The sequence below is a fragment of the Paenibacillus sp. FSL H8-0104 genome (assembly GCF_038050215.1).
GTDB lineage: Bacteria > Bacillota > Bacilli > Paenibacillales > Paenibacillaceae > Paenibacillus > Paenibacillus amylolyticus.
In genome coordinates this window covers 72,815-87,765 of record NZ_JBBOTC010000001.1, presented here as the reverse complement: position 1 = coordinate 87,765, position 14,951 = coordinate 72,815, and the positions used below count along the sequence as shown (strand labels likewise).

Below are 14,951 nucleotides of genomic sequence, written 5' to 3'. Positions count from 1 at the left end.
ACTGCTCGCTTCCCTTGGTTTGCTTGCGCAAAGCCAAAAGTCGCTCCCATTCGATACCATCGTACGTGCAATCTACCGTTTTTATTGAAACTTGTTTAACACAAGTTCAGCTAAAAAGGAATGTTCTAATTCGCGTTTGTTTCGTTTCGATATCTAGTTTTCAAAGAACAAGCTCCATGCAAAAGCAAGCTGTTTGAGAGTTTGAGCTCTCAAAACTGAGCAACGAGTGAGTAGTTTGTGCAGATCTAGTCTGCTATTTGAATGTTTCCGTTGCAGGAAACGATTCTCCATAGAAAGGAGGTGATCCAGCCGCACCTTCCGATACGGCTACCTTGTTACGACTTCACCCCAATCATCTATCCCACCTTCGGCGGCTGGCTCCTTGCGGTTACCCCACCGACTTCGGGTGTTATAAACTCTCGTGGTGTGACGGGCGGTGTGTACAAGACCCGGGAACGTATTCACCGCGGCATGCTGATCCGCGATTACTAGCAATTCCGACTTCATGCAGGCGAGTTGCAGCCTGCAATCCGAACTGAGACCGGCTTTGTTGGGATTGGCTCCATCTCGCGATTTCGCAGCCCGTTGTACCGGCCATTGTAGTACGTGTGTAGCCCAGGTCATAAGGGGCATGATGATTTGACGTCATCCCCACCTTCCTCCGGTTTGTCACCGGCAGTCTATCTAGAGTGCCCACCCGAAGTGCTGGCAACTAAATATAAGGGTTGCGCTCGTTGCGGGACTTAACCCAACATCTCACGACACGAGCTGACGACAACCATGCACCACCTGTCTTGAATGTTCCGAAGAAAAGGTACATCTCTGCACCGGTCATTCAGATGTCAAGACCTGGTAAGGTTCTTCGCGTTGCTTCGAATTAAACCACATACTCCACTGCTTGTGCGGGTCCCCGTCAATTCCTTTGAGTTTCAGTCTTGCGACCGTACTCCCCAGGCGGAGTGCTTAATGTGTTAACTTCGGCACCAAGGGTATCGAAACCCCTAACACCTAGCACTCATCGTTTACGGCGTGGACTACCAGGGTATCTAATCCTGTTTGCTCCCCACGCTTTCGCGCCTCAGCGTCAGTTACAGCCCAGAGAGTCGCCTTCGCCACTGGTGTTCCTCCACATATCTACGCATTTCACCGCTACACGTGGAATTCCACTCTCCTCTTCTGCACTCAAGTCACCCAGTTTCCAGTGCGATCCGGGGTTGAGCCCCGGGATTAAACACCAGACTTAAATGACCGCCTGCGCGCGCTTTACGCCCAATAATTCCGGACAACGCTTGCCCCCTACGTATTACCGCGGCTGCTGGCACGTAGTTAGCCGGGGCTTTCTTCTCAGGTACCGTCACCTTGAGAGCAGTTACTCTCCCAAGCGTTCTTCCCTGGCAACAGAGCTTTACGATCCGAAAACCTTCATCACTCACGCGGCATTGCTCCGTCAGGCTTTCGCCCATTGCGGAAGATTCCCTACTGCTGCCTCCCGTAGGAGTCTGGGCCGTGTCTCAGTCCCAGTGTGGCCGATCACCCTCTCAGGTCGGCTACGCATCGTCGCCTTGGTGAGCCGTTACCTCACCAACTAGCTAATGCGCCGCAGGCCCATCCCCAAGTGACAGATTTCTCCGTCTTTCCAGTTTCCTTCAGGCGAAGAAAACAACTATTCGGTATTAGCTACCGTTTCCGGTAGTTGTCCCAAACTTGAGGGCAGGTTGCCTACGTGTTACTCACCCGTCCGCCGCTAACCATCCGAGAAGCAAGCTTCTCTTCAAGTCCGCTCGACTTGCATGTATTAGGCATGCCGCCAGCGTTCGTCCTGAGCCAGGATCAAACTCTCCAATAAAGTATTGAAAAGAGCGATAAGCTCATTTTGAATCTGACGAGATTAAAAATCTCATTTGTGCTCCAGCCGATTCAAGCCAAGGCTTGTCTCAAACTTTCGCGTTCATTCTGCAAGCAGAATGTTTACTCACTCGTTGTTCAGTTTTCAAAGATCAAACTTATTTTGTTACCGAATGTTGTTCTCTTCAGCAACTTTTATATCTTATCACATCCAAACCAACTTTGCAAGCTCTTTTTTTAAGTTTCTTTCGAAGCTTATTTCATTTGCTTGCCGCACCGTGTAAACCGTGTTTTCTTGGCCGGACTTAGAATATACCATGTACAGATATTGAATGCAAGTCTTTTTTTAAAACTATAATAACAATCGGTTTGATCTAATACGGACGTACATATGGTATTCTCCCAACTTAGCAAGTTCATACACACGTCCATATTTACTTTAACGTTTAACATTCCTAGCAGGAACCTTTCTTGGCCATAAACTGTAACTAAAACTTATCAGAAAATCGATACCGAGTATCATTCCCCACACTCTGATCAAATTATTGAAGACAGCTGTACGTTCAGCATCTCCAATCCACCATATCATGGCCAATAAAAAAGCACTTCCTATAGCCCAAGCCAATAGATGTCTAAACCATCCACTACGCTCACGACTCGCATGTTCTCTACCATATAACTTGTTACTACGAGGGTTTTCTCCACCTTTGAACCAATATAGGAAATATCGATCCGCCCAAGCGATCATCTGGTGACCATAGGCAATGCTTACTCCTATATACACCGCAGCTATACCATGAATCATACTTGCTGTAGCTCCTCGCTGTAGATCCATAACTGTAGCTACCAGCAATAACAGATCGATAACCGGCGTCGCCATTAACAAACCGATGCCTATTCGCTTCATGCCAAGGAGATACCTGACACTCACACCTGCGAACACAAACACCCAAAAGGCAATCTCACAACCTATAATGAAATAACCAATCATTTCAGCCTCTCCTTTTTTGATACAAATGTATTAAATATAATTTAGCACGTGTGTACTATAATAATCAACGGTGATATAATATGCCTATGCCTAAACTTGTTGATCACGATAAACAGCGCGTGCTCGTGGCCGAGGCAGCTTGGCGTATTATACGAAGAGATGGCATGGAACAGGCCTCTGTTCGGAATATTGCTGAAGAAGCTGGAGTTTCGGTTGGTTCGATGCGTCACTACTTTTCTACTCAATCGGAACTACTACGATATGCCATGAATTTGGTATCTGAACGGGTGTCTCATCGAGTCCAAAAAATGTCCTTCACCGGCTCTCCCATGGACAATATGAAATGCCTATTGCTCGAATTCTTACCAAACACAGAAGAAAAACTGGCCGAAATGGAGGTGTGGTACGCTTTTACAGCCAGATCGAAAACCGATCCTAGACTCAAAGAACTTGCTAATACCGTATATGATGAACTCAGACAAGCTGTAGGCTCTGTTATCACCTACCTGATAAAGCTCGACCTCTCCAGACCCGATCTGGACAAAGAACTGGAGATCGAGAGATTGTATGCACTGGTAGATGGCTTAGGCATACATACCGTGCTTAGACCGGATCAGATGAATGCCAAGCTCATGGACGATGTTCTCACTTTGCATCTTGCTTCCTTGTGCCGTTAAACCAAAAAAACCGCAGCACATTCGTTGTGACTAAGGCCCGTTACGATAACAGGAGTTAGTTCTGAATGTCTGACGGTTTTTCTTTTTATCCGATAATGATCCGGCCCTCCGGATGACGATACAGTTTCTTCTCTTTGCGCGGACGAAGGGCATACGCGATGGTTAATGGCCCTATCCGACCTACAAACATGGTAAAGGTAATGATGATTTTTCCCCAATTGGTCAACTCATCAGTCACTCCCACAGAAAGACCCACGGTACCGATTGCGGATGCAGCTTCAAACATCAGTGAAAGGAATGGCGCATCCTCTGTCGTAAGCAGAAGCATCACCACGATCATGAATATGATCAGAGAAACCATAATAATGGTCAACGCCCTCATCAGCAGTTCTTTCGGAACACGCTGGCGGAAAAACACAATATCCTTATTTCCCCGAATCATGGCATACACCGCACCAATCATGATCAGGAATGTAGTCGTCTTGATTCCGCCCCCGGTCGATCCTGGGGAAGCCCCGATAAACATCAGCAGAATGAAGAAGAATTGGGTAGCCTGCCTCATCTCCGTGATATCGATTGTGCTCGTTCCCGACGAACGTGTAGAGACAGACTGGAAGAAGGACGCATAGATCTTCTCGCTCCATGTGAGTGAAGCCAGTGTATGTCCATTGGTGAATTCGAAAACAAACAAGACAATCGCTCCTATACCGATCAGCGCTCCGGATACAGACAGCACCAGTTTGGACTGAAGAGATAAACGGCGGCGTTTGCGATACTCAAACAGGTCATTCAATACAACAAAACCCAGTCCACCAGAGACAACGAGCACAGAAGCAGTCACATTGAATATCCAGTCTCCGGTGTAGTATTGAAAGCTGTTGCCAAACAGATCAAATCCGCCATTATTAAACAATGAAACGGAATGAAATATTCCATAGTATACGGCCTGACCCAATGGCATCTCCGTTGCCCAGCGCAGCGCAAGTATGACAGCCGCCACCCCTTCAATGGTAAAGGAGAAAATCAACACCTTGCGGATAATGCGTACTATCCCTTCCATACTGTCTGCATTAATGGCTTCTTTGAGTAATAACCTGTCCTTGAGTGAGATTCGCTTGCCCAATACAAGCGCAAAGAGGGTAGCCATGGTCATGAATCCGAGTCCACCAAGCTGCATCAGTACCATAATGACGATCTGACCAAACAAATTAAAGGTCGTCCCTACATCCACAACGACAAGTCCAGTTACACATGCGGCAGAGGTTGATGTAAAGAGCGCGTCAATAAACGCCAAATGCATACCGCTTTGGTTGGAGATTGGCAACATGAGAAGCACCGTTCCAATCGCAATGATAAGCAGAAAACCACCGACCAGAATTAACGGAGGAGATAAGAATTTGGCAAAGTGAAGCCTGAACTTCATGAAGGGCACCTCTTTTAACAAAAATACGAACAGGTTAATCTAACAATTTCAAGACGCGGTGTTACCCTAATGATGTGCTGTGAGCAAGGGCCTTCTGACAAACTTTATTTTTAGCGTCTATGTAAACCTAAAGAGGAACTTGCCCCAGCATGATACTGAACGGCAGGTTCCTCTTCTATTATGAACGTATCCTACGTTCCTTATTTAATCTTGCGTACGAGGACGCATGTGCGGGAAGAGCAGTACGTCACGAATCGACGGGGAGTTGGTAAGCAGCATGATCAGACGATCAACCCCGATTCCCAATCCGCCTGTTGGTGGCATACCATATTCGAGCGCACGGATGAAGTCGTCATCCATCTCATGAGCTTCGTCGTTCCCATGTTCTTTCTCCAGCATCTGTGCTTCAAAGCGCTGACGCTGATCGATTGGATCATTCAGCTCTGTGAAGGCATTGGCATGCTCGCGTCCAACGATGAACAATTCGAAGCGATCCGTGAAACGCGGATCTACATCATTTTTCTTCGCTAGTGGTGAGATTTCAAGAGGATGTCCCATAATGAATGTCGGTTGAATCAACGTCTCTTCTACAAATTCTTCAAAGAATGCGTTCAGAATATGACCAAATGTCATATGTTTTTCAACCGGAACCTTATGTTCCTTCGCCAAGTTGTGTGCTTCCTCATCCGACATGTGTACGGAGAAGTCTACGCCTACAACTTCCTTAACTGCATCCACCATCGTAACACGGCGCCACTGTGGCGTAAGATCTACTTCATAATCTCCATACTGGATCACTTGCGTACCCAGTACTTCCTGTGCAATATGAGCAACCAGGTTCTCCGTCAATTGCATAATATCCTTGTAGTCGGCATATGCCTCATACAATTCAATCATGGTGAACTCCGGATTGTGACGTGTGGACATACCTTCATTCCGATATACACGGCCGATCTCATATACCTTCTCCAGCCCGCCAACAATCAGACGTTTCAGGTGAAGTTCAATCGCAATCCGCATGTACAGTTCCATATCCAGCGCATTGTGATGTGTGATGAACGGACGTGCTGCCGCTCCTCCTGCGATGGTATGCAACGTAGGTGTTTCCACTTCCAGATATCCAAGGGAATCCAGGTAACGACGCATCGATTGAATGATTTTGGAACGTGCGATAAAGGTCTGTTGTACGTCCGGGCTCATAATCAGGTCAACATAACGCTGGCGGTAACGCAGCTCTACGTCAGTGAGACCATGGAATTTATCCGGAAGCGGATAGAGCGATTTGGACAGCACTTCAATATCTTTCACTTTGACAGAAGTTTCACCTGTTTTGGTCTTAAAGATCACACCCGTTACCCCAACGATATCGCCAAGGTCCAGCAGGCTAAATGCCGCATACTTGTCTTCAGGCACGCTATCCTGACGAACATAGATCTGGATTCTGCCGCTCAGGTCCTGAATATGTGCGAAGCTTGCTTTACCCATTCCCCGCTTCGCCATAATCCGTCCGGCAATACTGACTTCGATGTGCTTCTCTTCCAGCTCTTCCTTGGTCAGTTCTTCATACTTCTTCAGAATGGAGCCGGCTTCTTCGGTACGTACGTATTTTTGGCCAAAAGGGTCGATTCCCAATTTGCGGAGCTCGTCCAATTTGTCACGGCGAATTTGTAAAAGCTCGCTAAGTTCGGTTTCCTGATTCAAGACTTCATCCGTCATGATCTGTATTCATCTCCTTATTTACATTGCAGGCATCGCGAGAGGTCGTTTTTCCTCTAATGTTGAAAAAGCTTCCCTAAGGAAGCTTTTGTTTACCGTGCCCAACTGCTTCGTTGCTATAGCTTTTTAATGTCCATAATTTTATATTGAATTACGCCAGCAGGCACACTTACATCAACAACTGTACCTTTTTTCTTGCCGAGAATCGCTTTACCTACAGGGCTCTCGTTCGATATCTTGTTCTGAAGCGGGTCTGCCTCAGCAGTACCTACAATTGTATATTCCGTGATGTCGCCAAACTCCAGATCTTCTACAGTGACGGTTGCACCCACGCTTACGGCATCGGTATCGATCTCGTCGCTGTTAATAATCCGCGCGTTACGAAGCAATTTCTCCAACGTGATTACACGTCCTTCGATGAAAGCTTGCTCATTCTTCGCGTCTTCGTATTCAGAGTTTTCACTGATATCTCCATACCCGATGGCTACCTTAATCCGTTCAGCCACTTCGCGGCGCTTCACTGATTTCAATGTTTCCAATTCTTCTTCCAGCTTCTTGAGTCCTTCTGGTGTAAGGATAACTTCCTTGTCGCTCATCTCAACCGATTCTCCTGTCATGGGAATAAATTTGATTGTACGGCAACGGAATCAGTGCTTGTTACAGAGCTCCGCTCGCATACATCTTCAAAACTATATGAAGTTCTCCAGAGGAATAGAATATTCCTCCTGATGCTATATCCTTATTAACGCACATGGCGAATTTATACTGAGAAATTATAGGGGAACGATCTCGAAAAGTCAATGTTACGTCCCCTATAGGTGTAAACGTTTTACAGATGCGTTTATAATTAAGATGCATTTCCGGCGATTACCGGTTCTGACTCCAAATTACCTTCGCTTTTCAGCTGACTCACAAAGTTCTCCAGAATCTGTACCATCTCGTCCCGCTTGGTTCCTTCCATAATAACATCCTTGATGCGGGCAGATCCTTTCAGGCCTTTCAAATACCAAGCCAGATGTTTACGCATCTCGCGTACGGCAACTGTCTCATTCTTCAATGCGATCAGGCGATCCATATGCAGGATGGCAACACGGATCTTCTCTTCGCCATTCGGGTCAGGAAGCAATTCCCCCGTGCTTAAGTATTGAATGGTACGATACAGCATCCATGGGTTACCCAGGGCGGCACGACCGATCATAACTCCGTCACAACCCGTTTCATCCAGCATACGGCGTGCATCCTCTGGTGTATGGACATCACCATTGCCGATCACTGGGATAGAGACAGCTTCTTTTACATCTTTGATGTGTGACCAGTCAGCTGTGCCTGTATAGAGTTGCTCACGCGTGCGGCCGTGTACACTTACCGCCTGTCCGCCAGCACGTTCAACCGCGAGCGCATTCTCCACCGCGAAGATATGCTCGTTATCCCAGCCGATACGCATCTTGACCGTCACCGGCTTCTCCACCGCGTCCACGACAGCGGATACCATCTCATAGATTTTGTTCGGATCAAGCAACCAACGTGCACCGGCATCACATTTCGTTACCTTTGGCACAGGGCATCCCATGTTAATATCGATGATGTCTGCATTGGTTTCTTTGTCCACGATTTTGGCTGCTTCTACAAGGGAATCACGATCTCCCCCAAAAATCTGAAGGCTCAGCGGTTTCTCACGCTCATCTACAAACAACATCTCACGTGTACGCTGGTTGCCATGGACAATGGCTTTGCCACTCACCATCTCCGCGCATACGAGACCTGTTCCGAATTCTTTTGCGATCAAACGAAAAGCCGGATTACATACGCCAGCCATCGGCGCAAGTACGACCTGGTTTTTCATTTCAATGCCACCAATGTTAAGCACGGTAGTCGTTCCACTCCTTTTTTAATTCTGTATATATATCACGATATAAAGTTTGATCGGTGTCTTGGTTGTTGTAACATGGCGAAACCGAAACGGTCCTAGTTGCCCCGCAACTCCTCGATACTGATTGCCAGCACACCAGCAATTCGATCGAGTTCTTGCTGTGATACCTTACGGTTTCCCCGTTCAATGGTTCCCAGAATGGCCAGCGAGATGCCGGTCTCGGACGCAAGTTCATGTTGTGTTAAACCTTTCAGCTTCCGGAATGCCCGGATTCGGTTGGCCAATTGCATGTTTTCCAAAGCTGTATTCCATCCTTTCCATCCAGTACAGACAACGATGAGTGTACAAAGGTATACAAACCTGAAATCTCGCCCTCCGGTACGATATCCGACAGTGGTACCAGTACAAAAGCCCGTTCTCCCATGCGGGGATGAGGCAATTGAAGCAATTCGGTATCTCGCGTCTCACCGTGCATCCAGAGCAGATCCAGATCAACGGTGCGCGGTCCCCAGCGAATATCACGAACACGACCGAGACGGTTCTCGATATCCAATAATTCCGTGAGCAACTGCTCAGGTGTCAGCATCGCCTGTACGGCGACTGCCATATTCAGAAATGCAGGCTGATCTACATATCCTACAGGCTCCGTCTCATATAGTGCAGAACAACGCAGAACGGATATATGAGGGTGTTCATCCAGCAAAGACAATGCTTCAAACAGCGTCTGTTCCCGGTCACCCAAATTGGCCCCTAAAGCAATATAAGCCTCTGAAGATTCAGAGGTCGAATGTGCAATCATGATCGGTTCTCACTTTCTTGTGCGGCGAAGCTCTACCGTTACGCCCTCAAAATGAATATCAAATGGCGGATGTGGCTTCGTCACCTTGACTGTCAATGCATTGATAATAGTATAAGTGTCTAGTAAAGAAGATGCAATATGTTCGCCCAAAGCTTCAATTAACTGGAATGATTTATTCTCTACAATCTGTTTTACCAGCTCATGGATCTCCGCATAATTAATCGTTTTGGTCAGATCATCGTTACGTCCGGCCTCACCCAGGTCCATATCAATCTCCAGATCAATATAGTACCGCTGCCCAAGCTTCCGTTCTTCTGCAAAAACACCATGATATCCGTAATACTCCATACGATGCAATACCATTCTATCCATACGATCCGCCTGCCCTCTATATATATTGAAATAATTCTCTAGTTTTGAAGATATCCCTTAGCTTCGCCTTTGAAAAACGCTGCGCTTCCACTGGACGGGTCACCAGGGACCCGCCAGCATTATTTCCTCCGTATACCCGGAGAAGCATACAACATGGCATCACACATGTCTGCCGTCCGCCGAATCGGTTTCACATCATGAACCCGAACCATCTGGCAGCCTTGGGCAATGCCAAATGCAACGGTCGCAGCCGTTCCTTCCAACGCATCATCCGCCCCGACATCCAGAATGTTCTGGATGAATCTTTTGCGTGAGGTGGCTAGCAGAACGGGATACCCCATTTCATTGAGCAAACCGAGCGATGACATGAGCTTCAGATTTTCTCCGAGATCCTTCACAAAACCAATGCCCGGGTCGAGGATAATCTGGTCTGCTTTCACGCCGGCTGTTAATGCAATGTGTATGCTCTCCTGCAAATCGCTCACGACATCACTCAGATAATCAGTATAGTTTCGCTCCTGCCGATTATGCATCAGAATGATGGGACACCCCAGCTCTGCTGCCGTGCGGGCCATATCTGCATCTGCCTTGGCACCCCACACATCATTAATAATATGGGCACCGGCTAGAATAGCCTGACGTGCAACATCGGCCTTATACGTGTCTACCGATATCGGAATGTGCGGAGCTTGCTGATGCAATGCTTCAATAACCGGAATAATCCTGCTGAGCTCTTCATCGGCGCCCACGACATCTGAACCTGGGCGGGTGGACTCCCCGCCGATATCAATCAGGTCCGCACCGTCCTCCATCATCTGTTTGGCATGAGCAACCGCCCGCTCCACGTTGGTATAACGTCCACCATCCGAGAATGAGTCAGGCGTGACGTTAAGAATGCCCATAATCTGTGTTCTTGTACCCAGCTTCAATTCAGCTGGCCCCCATGCATAGTTCCGTTCATAAATGACAGGTGTAAGTGTCATGAAGTATACCCCGCTTTCTGCCGGTACATACCCAGAAGGACTGCTGTAACCGGGCCAATATGTCCGTTGCTAATTATCGTTTCGGCTCCGTCCTGATCCCGCAGAGTTGTCACCGGAACCAGTTCGGCCACCGAGCCGGTTAGAAATATTTCATCTGCTTGCAGGAGATCCTCCCAAGAGGCTAGCGTTTCTATGCAGGGAATTCCTTGCTGCGAGGCAATTTCCAGTACCAAAGCTCTCGTGATACCCGGCAGAATGCCGGTTGAGAGTGCTGGCGTGTAGAGCACATTTTCCCGTACCCAAAACACATTGCTGACAATACCCTCAGCGACATGCCCATCACGGGTTAATTGTAGCCCTTCTGCACCCTGCACATACTGCCCGTATCCATTAAGCTCCCGTTTCGCCAGAATGCTGTTCATATAATGCAGCGACTTGAACCGAACTTCTCCTTCGGGCGTGTTGCGAGGTGTAGACAAACGTTGGAGCATTTTGCCGCTCTCATATAAAGAGGGAGAAGGTTCAGGTAATGCTTTTGCCAGTAAAATATGATTTGGCTTTGAATAATCACCAGAAGGTAAGCCTAGCGGTGCTTCACCGGCTGATACCGTGTATCGCACATACGCCTCCCGAAGTCCGTTCGCATCCATCAAACGTTGAATCCAATCAGTCACCTCTGCTGCGGTCGTTGTAAAAGGAATGCCAAGTTCCTTACACCCCGAGGCCATGCGCTCCAGATGCCGTTCCAAAAGATATGGAACACCTCGATACGTCCGGAACGTCTCAAACAGTCCAAGTCCGTACAAAAAGCCGTGATCCGTTACAGGAACCACGGCCGCCGCCATATTGACCAACTCTCCATTTATCGCGGCATATTGCATGTTATACCTTCACTTGTTGGGACAAAAAGTTACGAAGCATCTGATGACCATGGTCTGTAATAATGGATTCCGGGTGGAATTGAACACCTTCAATCGCATATTCTTTGTGGCGCAGACCCATAATTTCACCTTCAGCTGTCTCCGCTGTAATCTCCAGGCAGTCCGGCAAGCTGCTGCGCTCGACAATCAGGGAGTGGTAACGGGTAGCTGTAAATGGGGATGGCAATCCGGCAAATACCGATGTCCCATTGTGGTGCATCTCGGATGTTTTGCCGTGCATCATGCGCTCCGCACGAATGACATTGCCACCAAACGCTTGTCCAATGGACTGATGCCCCAGGCACACACCAAAGATCGGAATGCTTCCCTTGAAATGATCAATGACTGCCAAGCTAATGCCTGCTTCATTCGGTGTACACGGGCCCGGAGAGATCAGAATATGATCAGGTGCCAGTGCCTCTATGCCTGCCAGATCAATCTCGTCGTTGCGGCGAACTTCCACCGTCTCGCCCAGTTCACCCAGATATTGAACCAGGTTGTACGTGAAGGAATCGTAATTATCGATAACCAGTATCATATGCCTGCTCCTCCTCATCATCCGTCAACACAAGTGACGGTTGCTTCGTTTTATTTTATTTTAATTTAGTTTAGTTAGTTAACAGCTTCTGTTCTTTTCGCTTGTTCTTGTTCAATAGCTCTGCTTGCTTCCGCCTCTTCGCTGTAATTCACAGCTCTCATCATGGCTCTTGCCTTGTTGCGGCATTCCTTGTATTCCCGATATGGATCGGAATCAATAACAATCCCTGCCCCGGCCTGTACATAACCAATACCGTCCTTAATGGCAAGTGTACGAATGACGATGTTCAATTCCATATTCCCACTGTAATCCATCCACCCGATGGAACCCGTATAAGGCCCACGCCGCACAGGCTCAAGTTCCTCGATAATCTCCATGGTGCGGACTTTTGGCGCTCCGGTAATCGTTCCACCCGGGAATGTCGCAGCGATCACATCAAATACGGATAACCCTTCTGCCAACCTGCCTTCCACCTGGGAAACGAGATGCATGACATGGGAATACTTCTCGATGGTCATCAATTCAGGCACATGAACCGAACCGTAGGCTGCAATCCGTCCGATATCATTCCGTTCCAGATCAACGAGCATAATATGCTCCGCCCGTTCCTTCTCACTGCTGAGCAGTTCATCCGCCATAGCTTTGTCCTCTGCTTCATCCCGGCCCCTTCTTCGGGTCCCTGCGATGGGACGTGCACTGACTTTGCCATTCTCCACTTTGACCAGAAGCTCGGGAGATCCGCTTACCAGTTGAAAGTCTGGACTACGCAGCATTCCCATATACGGTGATGGATTCACAAGGCGCAGCCATTCATAAATATGCTCAGCGCTCGAATGAAGCCGCTTTTCCTGTCTCAAGGACAGGTTCACCTGGAACACATCGCCCTGCCTGATATATTCCTGTACCGTACGCACAGCTTGTTCAAAGTCCTCCTGGGGAAAGGAGGTTTCCCATCCTTCCGATTCCCTTTCCGCATCTTCAGGCTGCGGGGTACGATTGACCTGCTTGTTGCGGCGTTCCAGTGCCTGTTGTTGTTCCTCAGCCTGTGCAGCCCCCATAATATGAAGCCAACGTTTCTGCATCGCTGTCGCTCGTGCTTCTGCCGCTGAATATAGACTACGGATATCAGTTTCGTTCCGGTTAGGCTCTATAGCCAGATGAACCATGCAGAAAAGTGCCTGCTGCTCATGGTCATACGCCCATATTTCTTCAAAGCGCATCCACCAATAATCCGGCAGAGCCGGGTTATCCTCAGCCAAATCTGGGAGCTTCTCCAATGATCTTGCTACATCGTAGCTGAGATAACCTGCGTATCCACCCCCAAAGTCTGGAGCCCCATTAACCTTGGGTGCACTATACGGGGCAGTCCATCTCTTCAATACATCAAGCGGCTTGCCGCTGTCCGTCGAGGTGGCTCCTTGCGTCACATCATGAATAACCGCTTCTTGACCCTTGCCGGAAATAACGGATACGGGGTCTAACCCCAGAAATGTATATCTCCCGCCTTTGCCATTCTCCAGCACAATTGCGTATGGTGACGCCTGCTTCCAGGCTGCCTCCCACGATAACGGTAAACCGCCATGATACGGTCCCTCATCCGACTTCGTGATATAGGGCATCATGGTCCAGCCTTGTTCAGCCCACTCCATCCAGTCGGCGTATGTTGTCATCAGGTGTGTCATTGCGGTGTGCCGCCCTCCATCTGTCGCTAGTTCTATTGTCTGATAGTATACTAAAGCGCCGCCCCTTTTAAAAGCATTACGCCAAAAATCCTCCATACCCGTCATACGGGCAAGGAGGATTGGTTTTGTCATTTGTAGACTTAGCCTTCGAAGTTGTAAAGAGGTGTGCTGAGGTAACGTTCGCCGTTACTTGGCACGATTACGACCACGCGCTTGCCTTCACCCAACTGTTTCGCAACCTGAAGACCTGCACGGATCGCCGCACCGGAAGAAATACCGGACAGGATGCCCTCTTCCTTCGCTACCTGACGAGCCGTCTCGAATGCATCATCATTCTCAATGTGAATGATCTCATCATAGATTTCCTGATCCAGAATCTCAGGGATAAAGTTGGCGCCAATCCCCTGGATCTTATGTGGTCCTGGTTTGCCGCCCGCCAGAATTGGCGAAGCTGCTGGCTCAACTGCAACAATTTTAATACCAGAGAAAGCTTCTTTCAGCACTTCCCCTACACCTGTAATTGTTCCACCTGTACCGATTCCTGCAACGAAAGCATCCAACGTACCGCCTACAGATTGAATTGCTTCAACAATCTCAGGGCCAGTCGTTTCACGGTGGATCTTCACGTTGGCTTTATTTTTAAATTGCTCAGCCATGAAATAGGAAGGGTTTTCTTTCAGCAGTTCTTCGGCTTTTTTAACAGCACCATTCATACCTTCAGCTCCAGGTGTAAGCACAAGCTCAGCACCATACGCACGAAGCAAGTTACGACGCTCCAAGCTCATCGTCTCAGGCATTACAATAACGGACTTGTAGCCTTTGGCTGCAGCCACCATCGCGAGTCCAATTCCCGTGTTACCACTTGTTGCTTCGATAATGGTATCACCTGGTTTTAGCTTGCCTTCTTTTTCCGCTTCTTCCACAATGCTAATTGCGATACGGTCTTTCACGCTTGAACCTGGATTCTGGTACTCCAGCTTCACGAATACTTCAGCACTGCCTTCAGGTACGATACGGTTCAGACGAACAAGCGGAGTACCTCCGATGAGTTCTGTTACGTTATTAACTACTTTAGCCATATGAATGCCCTCCTTAGTGGATGAATAAAACTTGAGTCCTTTAACCTATACTGTGC

Annotated in this window: 14 protein-coding genes and 1 rRNA gene; 1 reads left to right on the top strand and 14 read right to left on the bottom strand. The window is 48.1% G+C overall.

Annotated elements, in window-relative coordinates; all coding sequences use genetic code 11:
- Positions 1-293: 293 nt before the first annotated feature.
- Positions 294-1,846, bottom strand: a 16S ribosomal RNA gene (locus NST38_RS00410).
- Positions 1,847-2,284: 438 nt separating this feature from the next.
- Complete coding sequence (locus NST38_RS00405; protein ID WP_076254626.1) at positions 2,285-2,836, bottom strand: hypothetical protein; 552 nt, start codon at positions 2,834-2,836, stop codon at positions 2,285-2,287.
- Between the two features lie 86 nt (positions 2,837-2,922).
- Between NST38_RS00405 and NST38_RS00400 the strand changes: the two genes are divergently transcribed.
- Positions 2,923-3,513 (top strand): TetR/AcrR family transcriptional regulator, encoded by a 591-nt coding sequence (locus NST38_RS00400; RefSeq protein WP_076254656.1) that lies wholly within the window; start codon positions 2,923-2,925, stop codon positions 3,511-3,513.
- Between the two features lie 85 nt (positions 3,514-3,598).
- On the opposite strand, the gene NST38_RS00395 is transcribed toward NST38_RS00400, so the two are convergent.
- From NST38_RS00395 to cysK, 12 genes are all read right to left on the bottom strand, one after another.
- Complete coding sequence (locus NST38_RS00395; RefSeq protein ID WP_036606097.1) at positions 3,599-4,936, bottom strand: TrkH family potassium uptake protein; 1,338 nt, start codon at positions 4,934-4,936, stop codon at positions 3,599-3,601.
- Between the two features lie 204 nt (positions 4,937-5,140).
- Positions 5,141-6,652, bottom strand: a complete 1,512-nt coding sequence (lysS, locus tag NST38_RS00390) for a lysine--tRNA ligase (RefSeq protein WP_076254627.1) — start codon at positions 6,650-6,652, stop codon at positions 5,141-5,143.
- Positions 6,653-6,768: 116 nt separating this feature from the next.
- Positions 6,769-7,248 carry a transcription elongation factor GreA gene (gene greA, locus NST38_RS00385; protein WP_036606099.1) on the bottom strand — a complete coding sequence of 160 codons (480 nt, stop codon included), beginning with the start codon at positions 7,246-7,248 and terminating at the stop codon, positions 6,769-6,771.
- A gap of 251 nt (positions 7,249-7,499) precedes the next feature.
- Positions 7,500-8,519 carry a tRNA dihydrouridine synthase DusB gene (gene dusB / locus NST38_RS00380; RefSeq protein ID WP_036606100.1) on the bottom strand — a complete coding sequence of 340 codons (1,020 nt, stop codon included), beginning with the start codon at positions 8,517-8,519 and terminating at the stop codon, positions 7,500-7,502.
- Between the two features lie 98 nt (positions 8,520-8,617).
- Positions 8,618-8,812, bottom strand: coding sequence for a helix-turn-helix domain-containing protein (locus tag NST38_RS00375; protein WP_370511459.1), 195 nt, complete (start codon positions 8,810-8,812; stop codon positions 8,618-8,620).
- On the bottom strand, positions 8,773-9,321 hold the full coding sequence (folK, locus tag NST38_RS00370; RefSeq protein ID WP_047844503.1) for a 2-amino-4-hydroxy-6-hydroxymethyldihydropteridine diphosphokinase: 549 nt from the start codon (positions 9,319-9,321) through the stop codon (positions 8,773-8,775). Before folK ends, NST38_RS00375 begins: the two co-directional genes overlap by 40 nt.
- 9 nt (positions 9,322-9,330) lie before the next feature.
- Positions 9,331-9,693 (bottom strand): dihydroneopterin aldolase, encoded by a 363-nt coding sequence (gene folB, locus NST38_RS00365; RefSeq protein WP_036606103.1) that lies wholly within the window; start codon positions 9,691-9,693, stop codon positions 9,331-9,333.
- Positions 9,694-9,812: 119 nt separating this feature from the next.
- Positions 9,813-10,676, bottom strand: a complete 864-nt coding sequence (folP, locus tag NST38_RS00360) for a dihydropteroate synthase (RefSeq protein WP_341343758.1) — start codon at positions 10,674-10,676, stop codon at positions 9,813-9,815.
- Positions 10,673-11,557: an aminotransferase class IV gene (locus NST38_RS00355; RefSeq protein ID WP_076254632.1), complete on the bottom strand. Its 885-nt coding sequence runs from the start codon at positions 11,555-11,557 to the stop codon at positions 10,673-10,675. Before NST38_RS00355 ends, folP begins: the two co-directional genes overlap by 4 nt.
- Before the next feature lies 1 nt (position 11,558).
- Entirely contained in the window at positions 11,559-12,134 is a 576-nt protein-coding gene (gene pabA / locus NST38_RS00350; RefSeq protein WP_036606106.1) for an aminodeoxychorismate/anthranilate synthase component II, read from the bottom strand.
- A gap of 74 nt (positions 12,135-12,208) precedes the next feature.
- Positions 12,209-13,816: an anthranilate synthase component I family protein gene (locus NST38_RS00345; RefSeq protein ID WP_047844506.1), complete on the bottom strand. Its 1,608-nt coding sequence runs from the start codon at positions 13,814-13,816 to the stop codon at positions 12,209-12,211.
- Positions 13,817-13,956: 140 nt separating this feature from the next.
- Positions 13,957-14,895: a cysteine synthase A gene (gene cysK, locus NST38_RS00340; protein ID WP_036606108.1), complete on the bottom strand. Its 939-nt coding sequence runs from the start codon at positions 14,893-14,895 to the stop codon at positions 13,957-13,959.
- Between the last annotated feature and the right edge of the window lie 56 nt (positions 14,896-14,951).